Source organism: Sedimentitalea sp. (genome assembly GCF_039973035.1).
Classification (GTDB): domain Bacteria; phylum Pseudomonadota; class Alphaproteobacteria; order Rhodobacterales; family Rhodobacteraceae; genus Sedimentitalea.
In genome coordinates this window covers 1-15,574 of the sequence record NZ_JBDWLR010000047.1, presented here as the reverse complement: position 1 = coordinate 15,574, position 15,574 = coordinate 1, and the positions used below count along the sequence as shown (strand labels likewise).

At 59.2% G+C, this 15,574-nt stretch carries 23 protein-coding genes and 2 tRNA genes; 6 read left to right on the top strand and 19 right to left on the bottom strand.

Annotated elements, in window-relative coordinates; all coding sequences use genetic code 11:
• On the top strand, nt 1-127 hold a 127-nt coding region (locus ABJO75_RS12025; protein ID WP_348123866.1), incomplete at its 5' end, for a transposase.
• 338 nt (nt 128-465) lie between these two features.
• Here the strand turns inward: ABJO75_RS12025 and ABJO75_RS12020 are convergent.
• The 6 genes from ABJO75_RS12020 to ABJO75_RS11995 all read right to left on the bottom strand — a co-directional run bounded on the left by ABJO75_RS12020 (nt 466) and on the right by ABJO75_RS11995 (nt 4,536).
• A tRNA-Phe gene (locus ABJO75_RS12020) sits at nt 466-540 on the bottom strand.
• An 83-nt stretch (nt 541-623) separates the two neighbouring features.
• Nucleotides 624-806: a DNA gyrase inhibitor YacG gene (yacG, locus tag ABJO75_RS12015; protein ID WP_348123861.1), complete on the bottom strand. Its 183-nt coding sequence runs from the start codon at nt 804-806 to the stop codon at nt 624-626.
• A complete protein-coding gene (locus ABJO75_RS12010; protein WP_348123859.1) occupies nt 803-1,825 on the bottom strand; it encodes a ribonuclease E/G in 1,023 nt (340 codons plus the stop codon). The genes yacG and ABJO75_RS12010 overlap by 4 nt, the downstream gene beginning before the upstream one ends.
• Nucleotides 1,822-2,400: a Maf family protein gene (locus ABJO75_RS12005; RefSeq protein ID WP_348123858.1), complete on the bottom strand. Its 579-nt coding sequence runs from the start codon at nt 2,398-2,400 to the stop codon at nt 1,822-1,824. The genes ABJO75_RS12010 and ABJO75_RS12005 overlap by 4 nt, the downstream gene beginning before the upstream one ends.
• 10 nt (nt 2,401-2,410) lie before the next feature.
• Nucleotides 2,411-2,629 carry a translation initiation factor IF-1 gene (gene infA / locus ABJO75_RS12000; RefSeq protein ID WP_010137880.1) on the bottom strand — a complete coding sequence of 73 codons (219 nt, stop codon included), beginning with the start codon at nt 2,627-2,629 and terminating at the stop codon, nt 2,411-2,413.
• Between the two features lie 356 nt (nt 2,630-2,985).
• The gene (locus ABJO75_RS11995) at nt 2,986-4,536 is read right to left on the bottom strand and encodes an NAD(P)H-hydrate dehydratase (protein WP_348123855.1); all 1,551 of its coding nucleotides are present in this window, start codon (nt 4,534-4,536) and stop codon (nt 2,986-2,988) included.
• A gap of 169 nt (nt 4,537-4,705) precedes the next feature.
• Here ABJO75_RS11995 and ABJO75_RS11990 point away from each other — a divergent pair, with 169 nt between their 5' ends.
• The 3 genes from ABJO75_RS11990 to ABJO75_RS11980 all read left to right on the top strand — a co-directional run bounded on the left by ABJO75_RS11990 (nt 4,706) and on the right by ABJO75_RS11980 (nt 7,469).
• Entirely contained in the window at nt 4,706-5,044 is a 339-nt protein-coding gene (locus ABJO75_RS11990; RefSeq protein ID WP_316782267.1) for a P-II family nitrogen regulator, read from the top strand.
• A 39-nt stretch (nt 5,045-5,083) separates the two neighbouring features.
• On the top strand, nt 5,084-6,490 hold the full coding sequence (gene glnA / locus ABJO75_RS11985) for a type I glutamate--ammonia ligase (RefSeq protein ID WP_348123853.1): 1,407 nt from the start codon (nt 5,084-5,086) through the stop codon (nt 6,488-6,490).
• A gap of 172 nt (nt 6,491-6,662) precedes the next feature.
• The gene (locus ABJO75_RS11980) at nt 6,663-7,469 is read left to right on the top strand and encodes a lytic murein transglycosylase (RefSeq protein WP_348123864.1); all 807 of its coding nucleotides are present in this window, start codon (nt 6,663-6,665) and stop codon (nt 7,467-7,469) included.
• 36 nt (nt 7,470-7,505) lie between these two features.
• Here the strand turns inward: ABJO75_RS11980 and ABJO75_RS11975 are convergent, their stop codons facing one another.
• Nucleotides 7,506-8,825 carry an ATP-binding protein gene (locus tag ABJO75_RS11975; protein ID WP_348123851.1) on the bottom strand — a complete coding sequence of 440 codons (1,320 nt, stop codon included), beginning with the start codon at nt 8,823-8,825 and terminating at the stop codon, nt 7,506-7,508.
• A 40-nt stretch (nt 8,826-8,865) separates the two neighbouring features.
• Here ABJO75_RS11975 and ABJO75_RS11970 point away from each other — a divergent pair, with 40 nt between their 5' ends.
• Nucleotides 8,866-9,783: an MBL fold metallo-hydrolase gene (locus tag ABJO75_RS11970; RefSeq protein WP_348123849.1), complete on the top strand. Its 918-nt coding sequence runs from the start codon at nt 8,866-8,868 to the stop codon at nt 9,781-9,783.
• 78 nt (nt 9,784-9,861) lie between these two features.
• Nucleotides 9,862-9,936: transfer RNA gene (locus ABJO75_RS11965), tRNA-Asn, on the top strand.
• A gap of 88 nt (nt 9,937-10,024) precedes the next feature.
• On the opposite strand, the gene ABJO75_RS11960 is transcribed toward ABJO75_RS11965, so the two are convergent.
• The 12 genes from ABJO75_RS11960 to ABJO75_RS11905 all read right to left on the bottom strand — a co-directional run.
• Nucleotides 10,025-10,204 (bottom strand): hypothetical protein, encoded by a 180-nt coding sequence (locus ABJO75_RS11960; RefSeq protein WP_348123848.1) that lies wholly within the window; start codon nt 10,202-10,204, stop codon nt 10,025-10,027.
• Nucleotides 10,201-10,719 (bottom strand): hypothetical protein, encoded by a 519-nt coding sequence (locus tag ABJO75_RS11955; protein ID WP_348123846.1) that lies wholly within the window; start codon nt 10,717-10,719, stop codon nt 10,201-10,203. The genes ABJO75_RS11960 and ABJO75_RS11955 overlap by 4 nt, the downstream gene beginning before the upstream one ends.
• A gap of 148 nt (nt 10,720-10,867) precedes the next feature.
• Nucleotides 10,868-11,191, bottom strand: a complete 324-nt coding sequence (locus ABJO75_RS11950) for a hypothetical protein (RefSeq protein WP_348123844.1) — start codon at nt 11,189-11,191, stop codon at nt 10,868-10,870.
• On the bottom strand, nt 11,184-11,489 hold the full coding sequence (locus ABJO75_RS11945) for a hypothetical protein (RefSeq protein ID WP_348123842.1): 306 nt from the start codon (nt 11,487-11,489) through the stop codon (nt 11,184-11,186). Before ABJO75_RS11945 ends, ABJO75_RS11950 begins: the two co-directional genes overlap by 8 nt.
• A gap of 72 nt (nt 11,490-11,561) precedes the next feature.
• Nucleotides 11,562-11,765 (bottom strand): hypothetical protein, encoded by a 204-nt coding sequence (locus ABJO75_RS11940; protein ID WP_348123841.1) that lies wholly within the window; start codon nt 11,763-11,765, stop codon nt 11,562-11,564.
• Nucleotides 11,759-13,156 carry a phage major capsid protein gene (locus ABJO75_RS11935; protein WP_348123839.1) on the bottom strand — a complete coding sequence of 466 codons (1,398 nt, stop codon included), beginning with the start codon at nt 13,154-13,156 and terminating at the stop codon, nt 11,759-11,761. Before ABJO75_RS11935 ends, ABJO75_RS11940 begins: the two co-directional genes overlap by 7 nt.
• A complete protein-coding gene (locus ABJO75_RS11930; protein WP_348123838.1) occupies nt 13,153-13,383 on the bottom strand; it encodes a hypothetical protein in 231 nt (76 codons plus the stop codon). Before ABJO75_RS11930 ends, ABJO75_RS11935 begins: the two co-directional genes overlap by 4 nt.
• On the bottom strand, nt 13,367-13,768 hold the full coding sequence (locus tag ABJO75_RS11925) for a hypothetical protein (RefSeq protein WP_348123836.1): 402 nt from the start codon (nt 13,766-13,768) through the stop codon (nt 13,367-13,369). The genes ABJO75_RS11930 and ABJO75_RS11925 overlap by 17 nt, the downstream gene beginning before the upstream one ends.
• Nucleotides 13,765-14,328 carry a hypothetical protein gene (locus ABJO75_RS11920; RefSeq protein WP_348123835.1) on the bottom strand — a complete coding sequence of 188 codons (564 nt, stop codon included), beginning with the start codon at nt 14,326-14,328 and terminating at the stop codon, nt 13,765-13,767. The genes ABJO75_RS11925 and ABJO75_RS11920 overlap by 4 nt, the downstream gene beginning before the upstream one ends.
• Nucleotides 14,329-14,599: 271 nt before the next feature.
• Entirely contained in the window at nt 14,600-14,872 is a 273-nt protein-coding gene (locus ABJO75_RS11915) for a hypothetical protein (protein WP_348123833.1), read from the bottom strand.
• Nucleotides 14,856-15,086 carry a hypothetical protein gene (locus ABJO75_RS11910; protein ID WP_348123832.1) on the bottom strand — a complete coding sequence of 77 codons (231 nt, stop codon included), beginning with the start codon at nt 15,084-15,086 and terminating at the stop codon, nt 14,856-14,858. Before ABJO75_RS11910 ends, ABJO75_RS11915 begins: the two co-directional genes overlap by 17 nt.
• 362 nt (nt 15,087-15,448) lie before the next feature.
• Nucleotides 15,449-15,574 (bottom strand): transposase (locus ABJO75_RS11905; RefSeq protein WP_333483634.1); only part of this gene is annotated, 126 nt, incomplete at its 5' end.

Genomic DNA, 15,574 nt, shown 5'->3' with positions numbered 1-15,574 from the left:
GACGGTGATCGAGATCATGTTTGGCAGGCTCAAGGACTGGAGGCGCGTCGCAACCCGATATGACAGATGTCCGAAGGTCTTCCTCTCGGCCATCGCGCTCGCCGCAACCGTCATCTATTGGTTATGAATCCTGACACTAGTGCAACAAAGCCTCGGGTTAGCAAGAGATCAAAGATCAGCCAGTGCGCCGTTCGATGGGCTTGCTCGCTATGCGACAAACGCCTTTTTTCGCAAGCCTTGGACGACATGGGAGGTCCAGTGGTTACTGCGGGCCGAGACACAGGACCATGGTCCTTCCCAGATGAGTAAACCATCCAAAAAAAATTGCCCTTGTTTTGCGGGCTGCCCTACCAGGTTTCAAGTTGCAAAACTGATCCGCTATAGCAATTCTGAGATCATCGACCCAGAAAACTCTGCTATATATCTGTTTTTAAGGGAAATCGCATATATCCGCGAAGGAACAAATGGTGCCCGGGGGCGGAATCGAACCACCGACACGAGGATTTTCAATCCACTGCTCTACCCCTGAGCTACCCGGGCATCGGAAAGGCATTGGCCTTTGGGTGCGGGCGTTCTAGGCTTTGCGGTGGGTGGTGTCCAGAGGCTTTTTGCTATGACAAGGATCAATGTGAGCGGAGTCGCTCACGTTCTGGTTCATCGGCCTCGCCACCGATGTCATCCAGGCGCTGCGACGGCACCGCGTAGGACCCGTTCAGCCATTTGCCGAGGTCGCGGTCTGCGCAACGCCGGGAGCAGAATGGACGGTAGCGTTGCTGGGTGTCGCCATTGCAGATCGGACAACTCATGTCAGAACCTCGGCAAGTGGCGTGCGGCCGCGTCTGCGTTGCAGTTCGTAATGTCCAAGCGGGGTCCAGCCGACCAGCGCGGTTTCTTCGCTGTCAGCACGAAATGCGGCGCGCAATGCGGTTTCAAAGCTGCGTCGGTCTTTCTTGGGCATCGGGGCCAGATCTAGGGTGATCTGCCCTCCAAGACCACGCACGCGCAAGGCGCGCGGCAAGGCTTTGGCACAGGCCAAATTGGCTTTGACGCCGGCAGCAAGCGAGCTGTCGGGGCCGGTGTTGACGTCCACGGCAATCAGCGCACGGGTCGGTTCGATGAACATCCGGCCACCGCCCGCGAGCGGTTCTGCGGCGCCGCCTGCGGCGGCGATCGCGTCAAAAACCTCATGATCCGCAAAACCTTGGGCGCTGGTTACAATTTCGGCCGGGTCTGTCCAATCGCGCCAGGCGAGGGCATGAGGGCCATCACCGTCGAGCAGTGTCTCGGTTTCGGTGCCGAAATCGTTGAGAACTTCACTGGCCAATCCGGCCATACGCGCAATATCTTCGGCGACATCGTCTTCACCGGCACCGGCGCAGGAGGATCGCAGGATCAGCCCAAACGGCGCATCGCCCATTGTGTCATGTGCAATCTCAAGCAGGCGATCACGCTCTGCGTCGTCACGAATGCTGCGTGACAGGTTCAGGCCGGGCGCGTCGGGGGTGATGATTGCATAGCGGCTCTTGAAAAGCAGCTTTTGGGTCACAGGGATTGCCTTGCCCGGCTCTGCATAACCGGTTGCCTGAACCAATAGCAATTGTCCCGGCGCAAGGCCTTTGACCTGGCGCAGGAACGCCGATCCATCGGGCGTACTCAGGAACATGCCACCTTGTCCCTTGACCGGACGATCCGCACGGGCGCGATAGATCGTGCCGGGTGCAGGAGCATCACTCTCGATCAGAAAGTCGTCAAGCTGGCCATCAACCATCAGCGCCGCAGCTTCGCGGCCATCCAGTTGATCGAGAATGATGGTACGTCCCTTCATGATGTCTCCCGATACAATGGCACGCCGACGGCCTGAAGAATTCCGGCGGTTTCGGCAAGCGGCAGGCCGACAATACCGGTAAAGGAGCCGCTGATCCATGGAATGAATGCGCCCGCAGGACCCTGGATCGCATAGGCTCCGGCCTTGCCCTGCCAATCATTGGTCGCAAGATAACTGTTGAGTTCGCCGTCTGACAGGCGCTTCATCTTTACAGTGCTCACCACGTCGGTTTCGCGTATCACGGATCCGCGGCGCACCGCGACAGCCGTGATCACACGGTGACGACGCCCCGACAGGGCAAGCAGGAATTCCGCAGCTTCGCCCGCATCCAATGGTTTTCCCAGAATACGACGACCAAGGGCGACGGTGGTGTCGGCACATAGCACGACATCATCGGCATCGGCCTGAACGGCGGCGACCTTTTCGCGGGCGATACGCGCACAATAGGGGCGTGGTAACTCGCCCTTGCGAGGGGCTTCGTCGATCTCGGGCGGGCGCACCGCGTCGGGCGTCAGCCCAAGCTGCGCCAACAGGTCCAGCCTCCGAGGGCTGCCCGATCCGAGAATCAACGCCATAGAGTGGGCGTTACTTGAAGCGGTAGTTGATCCGACCCTTGGTCAGATCATAGGGGGTCATCTCGACTTGAACCTTGTCGCCGGCAAGGACGCGGATGCGGTTTTTGCGCATCTTTCCTGCCGTATGTGCGATAATTTCATGGCCGTTCTCAAGTTCGACCCGAAATGTCGCATTCGGCAGGAGTTCCTTCACGACACCGGGGAATTCGAGGATATCTTCCTTGGCCATGTTGTCTCCATAGTGGTGGGTCCCGCCAAAGGGCAGGGCGTGCGGCTAGATGATGCTTTTCCAGTGGCTTTTCAAGCGTTCAATCGGGAATGGCCAGTATTTGTGACCGAATTGAAACGTGTCGCGGCGTAAAATCGGGGTTCCGTGAGCATAAATTGCAGATTCCGAAGCGCTTTCGACAGTGGATTCCATGGTTGTTCGGCGAATCGATGTGCCATGGCTTGCGCTTGGAGGTCGCCAAGGCGCTGTTCGGCGTTACAACCGACTCGCCACACTATAGTATTCAGCGCAGAGGCGGCGCATGACGTGACCGACGGATCGCTCTTTCGAGAAGCGCCTTTTACACCACCTGCGGCTTACAGGCCGAGCGCCCGGAACACGGTTGGCAATTGCTCCGTGATGTCTTCGGCAACCAGCGCGGGGCCGAATTCCAGTGCGCACTCGGTGTGAAGCCAGGCGGCGGTCTCGCAGGCCTGCATCGGACCCATTCCACGCGCCAGAAGCCCTGTGATGATCCCCGCGAGCACATCACCTGATCCCGCCGTAGCGAGCCAGGGTGCGGCGCGGTTGTATTGTGCCGAATGGATCGAGCACCGCCCATCGGGGGAGGCAATCACCGTTGAGGCGCCCTTGAACAGAATTGTGCAGCCGGCCCTTTGCGCAGCAGCGCGGGTCGCGTCCACCTTTGAATAGGCAGGCCCACCGACCGGCTCTGCAGTCAGTTTGGCCGCGAGATCCGGGAAAAGGCGCGCGAACTCGCCGCCATGGGGTGTCAGGACAGTCCGGTCGTGGCAAAGTTCGAACAGGTCTGCAGGCATCTTGTGGAACATACTCATAGCATCGGCATCGAGCACCGTTGGTCGATACAATGGCAGCGCCGCCTCGACCAATCCCCGTTCCGTGTCGCACGTGCCAAGGCCAGGGCCCAGACAAAGCGCATTCAACCGCGTGTCCCACAGAAGTTCTGTCAATGCGTCTGCGTTCGCAATCGGGGTTTGCATGATTGCAGTGATATGAGAGGCGACTTCTGCCTGCGCCTTGGGCGGAACACCCAGTGTCACCAATCCTGCCCCAACCCTCAGCGCTCCACGAGCGGCAAGCCGGGCCGCGCCGGTCCGGCCGGGGCCGCCGGACAGGATGAGCGCGTGGCCTTGCCCGTATTTCTGTCCTTCCGTCGGCTTTGCCAACACGGGCGCAGCGGGTGGCTCGACCATCCAGACATAGCCTGCGCGCTCGTCACTCTGCTCGGCATGGGGCAGGCCTATATCCTTGACCACGACCTTGCCCGAGTAGGTGTCAGCATGTTCGAGGCGGTGGGCGAGCTTTTCAGTGTGGAAACTGACGGTAAGATCAACCTTTGGGCCGCAGCCCAGCCACTTGCCGCTGTCCGAACAGATGCCGGACGGTATGTCGACAGAAACGCAGCGCACGCCAAAATCGTTTCGGATGGTTTCTAAGTTGCCCAGTACGAATTCGGGATCCCCTTCGACAGGTCGCGTCAGCCCGGTGCCGAAAATTGCGTCGATGACAAGATCGGGCATCGATTTGACGGTACCAGCGCTGCGATCCGTTAATGGCACACAGGGCCCCTTTGCGACCCAGCGATCATGATTCGTGCGGGCATCCGGAGGCAACTTGTCTGCGTCGCCATAAAGATGAACCGTCACGGTCCAGCCTCGTTCCTGCAATCGCCGCGCTATGACAAACCCGTCACCGCCGTTGTTGCCGGGGCCGCATAGCACCGACGCGGTATGCCCGTTTGGCGCGAAATCCGGCCATTCTTCGAATATTGCCTCGACCACTGCAGCTCCGGCTCTTTCCATCAGTTCAAGCCCGGTCACGCTTCCCGAGGCTATGGCAGCCCCTTCGATGGCGCGCATCTGGGCTCCGGTCAAAAGTTCAGCCATATCTAATTCCCGTCGATTCAGTAACGCCTATATATTGAGCAAATAGCTCAAAATACGGGCATCATCATAAGTTTGACACGCGCGTCCCTTGCCCCGTTACCGTAACCGATTGTGGACCCGAAATAGAAGTGGTCTGCCCCTCATGAACATCATCAGTCAGGAGGGGCCCATGAAGAAGATCGAAGCGATCATCAAACCATTCAAACTCGATGAAGTGAAAGAAGCACTTCAGGAAGTGGGCGTACAAGGACTTTCGGTGATCGAGGTCAAAGGCTTTGGTCGTCAAAAAGGCCATACCGAGCTTTATCGCGGCGCGGAATACGTCGTTGATTTTCTGCCTAAGGTCAAAATCGAGGTTGTCCTCGACGATGATCAGGTGGATGGCGCAATCGAGGCAATTGTCGATGCGGCCAAGACCGACAAGATCGGCGACGGCAAGATATTTGTCAGCTCGGTTGAGCAGACAATTCGCATTCGGACCGGCGAGACCGGTTCGGACGCACTGTAAGCCGATACCAATATACTTTCCAAAGAGGGGAAATCAGGAATGAGCAAGGACGCAGTTCTTAAGCTGATCAAGGACGAAGACGCCGAATACGTGGATATCCGGTTCACCGATCCACGCGGCAAACTTCAGCATGTCACCGTTGTCGCCGAGTTGGTGGACGAGGACTTTCTTGAAGAAGGCTTCATGTTTGACGGCAGCTCGATCGCGGGCTGGAAATCGATCGAAGCATCGGACATGAAACTCATGCCCGATACGGAAAGCGTTTATATCGATCCGTTCTATGCAGAGAAAACCCTGTGCATTCACTGTTCGGTTGTCGAGCCCGACACCGGCGAACCCTATAACCGTGACCCGCGCGGCACCGCAGAGAAGGCCGAGGCCTATCTGAAATCGTCCGGCATCGGCGATGTTGCCTATATGGGTCCGGAAGCCGAATTCTTCCTGTTCGACGATGTTCGCTATTCGAACACCATCAACAAGGTGTCCTACGAAGTCGATGCAACCGACGCATCCTGGAACACCGACACCGAGTACGAAATGGGCAACATGGGCCACCGTCCCGGCGTCAAGGGCGGCTATTTCCCGGTCAACCCAATCGACGAAGCGCAAGACCTGCGTTCCGAGATGCTGTCGACCATGAAACGCCTCGGGATGAAAGTGGACAAGCACCACCACGAAGTGGCGTCCTGTCAGCACGAACTGGGCCTGATCTTTGGCACGCTCACCAAGCAAGCTGACGAGCTGCAAAAGTACAAATACGTTGTGCACAACGTCGCGCACGCCTACGGCAAATCCGCGACCTTCATGCCCAAGCCAATCGCGGGCGACAACGGTACCGGCATGCACGTCAACATGTCTATCTGGAAAGATGGCAAGCCCCTGTTTGCAGGCGACAAATACGCCGACCTGTCGGACGAGGCGCTGTACTACATTGGCGGCATTCTGAAGCACGCCAAAACGCTCAACGCCTTCACCAACCCGGGCACAAACAGCTACAAGCGCCTGATCCCAGGCTTTGAAGCACCCGTTCTGCGCGCCTACTCGGCAAGCAACCGTTCCGGCTGTATCCGTATTCCGTTCTCGGAATCGCCCAAAGCCAAGCGCGTCGAAGCACGTTTCCCCGATCCCTCGGCGAACCCTTACCTCTGCTTTGCCGCTCTGCTGATGGCGGGTCTGGATGGCATCAAGAACAAGATCCACCCCGGCGAAGCCATGGACAAGAACCTCTACGATCTGCCGCCAGAAGAGCTGGCTGGTATCGAAACGGTTTGCGGCTCGCTTCGCGAAGCGCTCGACTCGCTGGCCAACGACCACGACTTCCTGCTGGCTGGCGACGTGTTCACCAAGGACCAGATCGAAGGCTACATCGCGCTGAAGATGGAAGAGGTCGAAACCTACGAGCACACACCGCACCCGGTTGAGTACGGTATGTATTACAGCTGCTAATCAACGCGGCTAACATTCCAAACAACAAGGCGCCCCGAGTTCGGGGCGCCTTTTTTCATGCCGTGATCGACATTCCATGGGCCTGCCCAGCCCAAGACTCACAAGGCTGTTCCCAAGTGGCCAAGGTCTGGCTAGAATCACACCAAAACGGACGGGAGAATCCAGCATCATGATGTCACTGCACTTCAAACGCCTTGCCACTGGCCTAGCCCTGTCGATTGGGTTGGCGCAGTCCGCCCAAGCCGCCACATGCGGGAACACCGGATCCGGGTTTGAAACCTGGAAGGTGGAGTTTGCCAATGAAGCCCGGAAGGCAGGCGTTAAGCAACGCGGCCTGCAAGCGCTGTCGCAAGCGCAATATGCCAACCGGACGATTGCTGCGGACCGCAATCAAAAGTCGTTCAAATACTCGCTGAACAAGTTCATGCAGGTGCGCGGCGCTGACACGATCGTGGCCCAGGGCCGCAAGCGCAAGGCGCGCAATCCACAGTTCTACGCCACACTGGAGCGGCAGTACGGTGTCCCCGCCGGTGTCCTGATTTCAATTCATGGTATGGAAACTGCTTTTGGCGGCTTTATGGGCGACAGCCAAGTCGTTTCAGCCATCACCACACTGGCGTATGATTGCCGGCGTTCAGCCTTCTTTGTCCCGCACGCCATCGGCGCATTGAAGCTCGTGGATCAGGGAACAGTGACATCATCCACACTTGGCGCCAAGCACGGAGAACTCGGCCACACTCAATTCCTGCCCGGTAATGCTCTGAAGTATGGGGTAGATGCCACGGGTGACGGAACGGTCGATTTCTACAACATGACGGATGCACTGGCATCAACCGCAAATTTCCTGCGCCAGAAAGGCTGGAAACCCGGTCGTGGATACCAAGAGGGTCAGCCAAACTTTCAAGTCATCAAGCAATGGAACGCGGCAACGGTATACCAACAGGCGATTGCGATCATGGCCGCACGGATCGACGGGTAGGCACCTTTGTGAAACGACAAGGGCCTTCCGCAACGTCTAGCGGGCGATGACGATGTCTGCGCATAACCCCCCCAACGTGGCGCTTTCACCAAGCCGCAACGTACCGCCATGCGCCCGCGCAACATCTGTTACAATCGCAAGGCCCAAACCGACCCCGCTGCCCTTGTTCTGATTGCGTGAGGGATCCAGTCTTGAAAAAGGGCGGGTCGACTCTGCGCGCAGCTCCGGCGGGATGCCCGGCCCGTCATCTTCGACGCGAATTCGCAGTGATTTCTCGGACAGCAGAACCGAAACCTCTGCACACGTACCGTACCGTACTGCGTTCCCAATCAGGTTCTCGACCGCACGGCGGATTGCCATGGGCCGCAACATGGCGGTGCCTTTTCCACTCATCTCGCCCAACCGGACTGCTGTGCCGGCCCGTTGCGCATCCTCGACGATCCGCTCAATCAGGTCATGTGGATCAGTCGCTTCTGGTTCGCCTTCGGCAACACCTCTTGAGAAATCCAGAAACGCATCAAGCAATCGCTGCATCTCGTCGACATCACGCAACAGGGGCTCCGCTTCGTCATCGTCAATCATCGACAGGCCCAGTTTGAGCCGCGTCAGCGGGGTCCGAAGATCGTGGCTCACCCCTGACAACATCAGGGTCCGTTGTTCGATCTGGCGCTCGATCCGTGATCGCATGTCCAAAAACGCCCCTCCTGCGGCGCGGACTTCGGTTGCGCCGCGCGGAGAGTAGGGGACGGATCGCCCCCGGCCAAAGGCCTGCGCAGCATCAGCCAGCTTGGTGATGGGGCGCAACTGGTTGCGTAAATAGATATAGGCGATGACCGTCATCAAACCGCCAAAGAAGACCATTGTCACAATCAACTGGTGGGGGTTCGTCACCGCGACCCGCGTACGGCTGACGCTGATCCGAATCGGCCCGAAGTCTGTGGCCAGATAGAATTGAACCGATCGGTTATCCGGAAATACAGATGCCAGCATATTCGGAAAGCCTTCGCTGATCCGATTCCGGACGATCCGCCCGGAATAATCGTACCACCGCAGGTAATCATATGCGGGTACTTCGTCCGCCGCGACAAACTGAACGTTTATCTGCAAGGTCGATAGAAATGGCTGCATCAGCGCGAGCGCTTCTTCCGGCGAAGCAGCAGCAGTGGTCTCGTCCTCGATCAGATCCATTTCGCGAACCAGTGTATCCGCCATCTGCGTCGAAACGTTTTCGAGGTGCTTTCGAATAAACGCCACCGAGACAACAAGTTGAACGCTGACCACCGGGACGATCAGGATCAGTGCTGCCCGCCCATACAGGCTGCGCGGCATATACTGTTTGAGCCATTGGAAGAACATGCGCTAAACCTAGCGGGCCACATTGGCGAGAGGAAGTGCAATGACCCAGCCGCCCGATGATTTCAACCCGACGCCCGGTGAGGCCGTAATGCTCGAGCCCGGATTGCGCCGCATTCTTGCGCCAAACCCATCGCCGATGACCTATCGCGGCACCAATACCTATCTCGTTGGATCGCGCGGGCTGGCGGTGATTGACCCCGGGCCACAGGACGGAGCCCACCTCAAAGCCATTCTTGCGGCGGTCGAACCAGGTCAGGACATCACGCATATCGTGGTCTCACACGCGCATCTCGACCACTCGCCTCTCGCCAGCAGCTTGTCAGAACACACGGGTGCCCCGGTGCTCGCCTATGGAAATGCCCATGCAGGTCGCAGCAAGGTCATGACGCAACTGGCCGCAGACGGGCTTGCTGGCGGTGGTGAAGGTGTCGACGAGCAATTTACACCGGATTGCTCAGTGTCAGATGGTGAAACCATTGCCGGCGATGGTTGGGCGCTTCAGGTCATTCACACACCCGGCCACATCGGGAACCATATCGCGCTCGGCTGGAATGACGTCTGCTTCACGGCCGACCACGTCATGGGCTGGGCCAGTTCATTGGTCTCGCCGCCCGATGGCGACCTCACAGACTTCATGGCGTCCTGCGCCCGGCTCGCAGAGCGGAACTGGAGGGTGTTCTATCCGGGCCATGGGGCCCCCGTCGCCGAACCGTTCGACAGGCTTGGCTGGCTTGTCAGCCATCGCAAAGGGCGCGAAGCGTCGATTCTTCAGGCCCTCGGTTCGGGACCATTGAATGCTCGAGATCTCGCGAGGCAGATCTATACCGACATACCAATCGCCCTTCTTCCTGCAGCCGAACGCAATGTCTTTGCGCACCTTGTTGATTTAACAGGGCAATTCAGAGTGGCTCCGCAAGGAGCGCTGTCGTCAGACGCTTGTTTCGAACTGGGTGACTGACAGCGCGTCAGAATTTTGGCGTTTCCGGAAAATCCCTCTGGACGCCACATACCCGTATTGCTATACGCGCCGCACCGTTCCGGCGTAGCTCAGCGGTAGAGCAGTTGACTGTTAATCAATTGGTCGTAGGTTCGATCCCTACCGCCGGAGCCAATTTACCCCAAAAGATCAGCAGGTTACACACAAGACCAGTTGATCTTTTCGGGCAAAATTGGACCTAGGGAACTTCTAGGGAACCGATTCACCCTAACACCACCGCGACCACACCCATACCGGCCAGACCGCCCAGCACGATCTGCCAGATCAGTGCCGCAATAGGTGACGGTGCGGGCATTATGACCACCTCGACCCGCAACGGCTCCTGCGGCTCCTGTGCCTCGTAGGGCTGACCTGTGCGCAGGTCGATCACGGGGGCGCTCATTGTGCAGCCCTGTGCGCCGCGACCCGGCACGTCGCGCCGCAGAACTTTTGTCGGGCATGTGTGCCACGGGCGATAGCGGTGCCACACTGCGGGCAGTATCGCACCGACATGTCCTTTTGCTGATCACGGTTCTGCTGGGACTTCCGGGCGTTTTTGTACCGCTGGTGGTTGATCCCCTCAACCATCTTCCTGATTGAATCAATGTATCCCTGCACCCGCTTTTTCCGATAGTATATCATGGGGCTGGTATCGTCAGGCTGTCGCAGGACCGAGATTGCTTCGATGGAGATCTGCGCCGTTTCGTGCGGTTCGGTGTCGAGTTCATCGGCAAGCAAGAGCAACACGCCCAGCAGCATCCTTTGCGTCACGCCGACGCCGCCTGAGTTGTAGCCACGCCGACCTACAATGGGTGTGCCGCCTTGCATGTCTGTGATCGGTCGTATCTTTCCCAGATCGACCCGTTCAAGTTCCGTCCACCCGGCATCCAGTATGCGCTGGACCTCTTGTCTTTCCATCGACTGATTCCTTGTAACGTAAAAAGTATCTTCAGCATTTACGAAGATATGTTTTACGTTACAAGTCTAAGTTAGGATCAATGACCCGCCACCCCGGACGTGAGGGTGGCGGGTCTGGCCGGTTGCCGCAGCAGCGTGACAACCGGTATTACAGGTCTGGAACCAACTCAGGTCCGAGATATGAAACACGTCCCAGAAACCCCGCAAGAATTTGCTCGTTGGCTCCGCAGGAACGCAACCGCGACAAAAGGCCAAAACGGTTCCGCCAAAGCAATTCGCACAGGCGCGACGTCTGGTCCTCGATCGACGCAAAAACCAACCCGTCCAGCGCCAGTTCGCCGTCCACGCATGCAGTAATGCGCACGTGGTCGTCGTCGTGCCAATCAACGAAGATACGCAGATCACGACCGGCTTCGCGGAACGGTGCAAGCGCCATGTCGGCGAGGTAATGTAGAAATTCAACCTCATCCATCCGGCACCTGTTGGGTATCTGTGCGACGTCGCATCGCCTCGTCGCAGAGTTGCCGCATCTTGTCGCCAATAGCGGGCGTCCATTCCTCGGGCGGGATGGAACTCAGAACGATCTCGCGCACCGTTGCGGGCGGGTGGTGGCGCATCAATTCGCGGATCTCGGCCACGATCAGTTTGGACTCGACAGCCCCGCGCAGTCTTGCTCGTTCCGCTGCGCTAAGTGGCCTGCCGCGTTCGGCCATGACAACCTCTGCGGCGCAGCTCACGATCTGGTCGGTCAGGTGGTGGTGGTGAGGCATGCCTCTCTCCTGTGGGGGTCTGCGGGGGCCTGGTGGCCCTCACACGCGCTGTGCGGCGCGTTCCGCAGGGGTTTATGTGGCGATGTAGGCGCTCGCCGGTACGTGCCAGTCCCGGCCACCCTCTTGCTGCACGGTGACCTCGTAGTCGGCCTCGACGCCCAGTTTGCGCAAAGTCTCGCCGATGGTGCCGGGATCGCTCAAACAGGCGACGGGCTTGCCGTCCCGGTGAATGTCGATCCGACCGGACGGGTGATGGGTGACGCTGGTGATCACCATGCGACACCGGTCAGGACGCTGACCGCACCGGGCCGTGCGAGCGCCCAGCTTGTCGGTTGAACAAATCTGACCGCAACGGACCAGCTTTGCCACATGCTGCGCACCTGCGCCCCGGCACCAGCCGCATCGGACACCTGGATCGACCCTGCGGTGTCCACGGCGTCGGTCTCGGACATGGTCGGGGCCGTTCCGTCGTCGTCTGCCATGACAAGGGTGGCAGAGTTCGACAGGTCGATCTCGGGCTGTTCCAGCGCGACAAATAGGCTGTCGGCATCCACGGCGATCACCTGATCGGTCGGCAGGTTGGCAGACTGGATCAGGGGCAGTCCTGCGAGCATGCCGTTGGCGATCTGATCGGCGAAGACGGCCACGCCCAGATCGTTCAAGGTCAGGCTCAAACTCGCCGCACGGACCGGGTGGATAAGCAGGACAGGCTTGCGGGCGCGGATGCTCACAAGTTGCGACAGCAGCCACTTCAAGTCCATGTGAACGTCCGCGACGGTCGATCCGGAACTGACCTGTGACGTCGCGCCCAGCGCGATCCCGGCAGGGCGCACACCTGTGACACCAGCTTCAGCATCCACGAGAAACCCGTCGAGGGCGGTCGCGGTGTCTTCGAGGATTGAAGCCTCGATCAGATCGACAATTTCGGGCTGACTGACACCGCGGATTTCTTCGCTCACGGCGGCAATGACGCCCAGCTTGTAGCGGTGCGCGGTCGCCGTGGTGAAGCTGCCAGCCTTGACCGGAATGGTCGCGTCCTCCTGAATCCAAGCGGCCGGCAGAGTCCCGGTCTCGCGCCGGGGAATGGTGACAAAGGCATCACGACCGAACGACAAACGGCGCGCGTATCCGCCGGCGACCAGTTGCGCCATTGCGCTGCGCGGTGCCAGTTCCTCAAACAGATCAAGGGTGCGGGAACCTGTCAGTTCCTGCGCCCATTCCACGCCCGTGGTCGAGCCGGGATTGATCGCGCTCTTGTGCATGCCCAACGCGGCTTTGCGCATCAAGCGGTTGGCGTCACCGGGCAAGGCAGCGTCAACGAACTTGCCGATTGGCGTGTGATCACTGCGCCGCTGGAACTCTGCACCGATCACGACCGCCAAGGTACGCACGGCAGTCGGCACCGCAACAGCAGGCTTCGGCTTGGCCGGTGCGGGCAGGGTCGCGTTGACCGTCACGGGTCGTTGCAGGGCGCGCTCAAGCCCTTCGATCTCGCCTGTCAGCTTGGCGACCCGTTCGGTCAAGCTGGGCAATGCCGCAATGTCTTTCGATTGCTGCTTGGCGCGCATATCGAATGCGGCGCGGTATGCTTCGTCGCGCAGGGCTTGAGTGGCCTTTTCCTCATGCGCTTCGTCATAGAGCGGGGATTTGCGTTCGATCAGGCTCATCGTGGGAGTCCCTCCAATTCAGTGCGGATCGTGCGTCGGATACGCGGCGCTTGTCCGGGGTGTCTTTCAGCAAGATCATCGGCCAGAACGCCCCATATTTTGCGGGTTTTCTTCGCGGCCAGTTCGCGGGCTTGGCCGATGGGGCAACCGGCATCGAGCAACTCGGAAAGCGTCCGGGCGCGTTGTGTTCGGATCATCGGGCGCAGTTCTTCAGGATTGATTGGCATGACGGGCCTCCATGTCTTTGCGGTGTCGTGCGGCCATGTCGTCCAGGCGCTTCATTTCATCGTCGTCACCACCTTCATCTAGAAACTCGCGGCTCACCTGTTCCAGCGGGTCGGCGTTGCGCTCGGCCTCGACCTTCACGGCACGTTCAAGCGCGGCGATCCGACGGTTCGACTTGTTCAGGAGATCTTCGACAATCTCGACAACATCGCGTTCGCGTTGCGCGATATGCTTGCGGATCGCGGCGAGGAATGCGTTAGCGGCTGGACTGCCGGTGCCGTTCGCAGCGTCGAACAGAACCGCGTGATCACTGGCGGGGCCGGATCGGTCGTCGCCGTGAATGTTGAGCGGTCGGTCGCCTGGGCCGGATTCGAAAGGATTTGTCATTCTTTGGTCCTTTGTCTCTTCGCGATCTGGCAAAGCTGGTTGTATTCGCCGCGCAATGTCTTGACCGTCGGGTGCTTCGGATCGAACCCGACACCCGGCAGGCGCGCACTCAGATCGGCCAGGGCGGCCACACTGCGCAATTCGGCATCTGCACCGTCCAAACGGCTCTGTGCCTTATCTGCGACGGCTGTGGCTCGTGCAGCGGTCGCTTCCAGCAGGGTCGCAAGCTGTTTGCGCCGCGCACTGGGCAGGCCAAAGCGCACGGCGGCTGCGGCGAGTGCGGAAAGCCCTTTGCGCTTGGTGACGGTGGTGCCGGTGTTCAGATGGATCGCGGCGGCGTCGAAGGCATGCGCCATGCGTTCGGTCTGGGCGATCAAGGCAACGACGTCGCGATGATCCTTGGCGAATGATGCGGTGACGGTTTCACGTTCGGCACGGGCATCTTTGCGGCCTCGTTCCTCGTTGGCGGATGCTTGGCTGATTTGGCGGCGAAGGTACGGCGCGCTCTTTGTGAGTTTGCGCGCTTTGGTGGGTGCTGATCTGATCGTGATGCTGGGCATCTGACTTCGCCGTCCTGTTCGTTAGGTGCGGTCAATGTGCCAGGTACGTGCGATCCGGTCCAGAAAAAAATACCGTAATACAATGGGTTAGCGTATTACGGTGTCGAACTCTAGTGTTTCCGGTTTCGCAGTGCCGCGAAACCGACCAAGCATTTCGGGTCGTCGAACTCAGACCTTCCACGAGGTCCGGTTCGGTCAAATCCGGCTCTGTGGCGGGCAAATCAGGGTCCGGGGCCGGATCGGTTTCACGGGCTTCAGACCAAGCGTTCCGTCACCTCGATCCCTTGGCCCATCTGCGCCACCGCAGCGCGTCTTCGGCGCATTGCGGGCTGCACACGGTATTGCTGCCGTGCTGCGCGCCGTCCTCGGGCCGCATTGGCCGGCCGCAGGCATCGCAAGGTTGTTTGGTTCTACGCTCGAACAGGTCACCGCGCTTGATCGGCGGGGACATGCGGGTGTCTTTCATCACGGCCTTCAGGTCGAGGTTGCAGTTGCGGGCATCGCGGCGCATCTGGTCCAGCAGATCGTCAAAGTGCGGATTCACTGGCGTTTTTCCATTGCCTCAGAATTTGTTGACTGGACCGGCTGGCCGGATCGACCTCGATCTCGGTTCCGCGACAGGCGATATAATGACGTTCGTGCCCATTCTCGACGCAGCGATGATGCTTGGCCGGAAACCCGGCCAGGCGCGCGATCCGTCGGCGAGCGTCGTTGATCATCAAGGCGACACGGGCTTCCTGTAGGGTTCGATAGTCCATTGCGTAAACTGTCCGAGCGTCGGCGGGCGCGTGATAGTTGCGATTGTAACCAATTCCCGAGATCCGATGCAATGCTGCATGGATGGTTGCGAATGTAACTAATTCGGCATGGATGGTTGCAAACGTAACTAATTCAGCATGGATAGACGGCTGTTCCCGGCCTGCTGGAACGGTGTCGGACCGGTGTCGCCATGAGCAATTTTTGCGGAGTTTTTTTGAACACGTGAACCCAACGCGGTGCAGCCTTCCCTTGCTCAGTCCGGTGATACCCTCCCCCTACGCAGCAGCGGACCGTGTCGGTTCGTTGACAGCGCGTCAACAGGTCGGAGCGGTGGTAGTCGATCCGTTGCTAGGGTCAGGACTCATAGCCAATAGATGACGGTTGCCGCTAGCGCGATTGCGGAGAGGAAGACCTTCGGGCACCTGTCGTATCGGGTCGCGACCCGTCTCCAATCTTTCAACCTGCCGAACATGATCTCGATGCGATT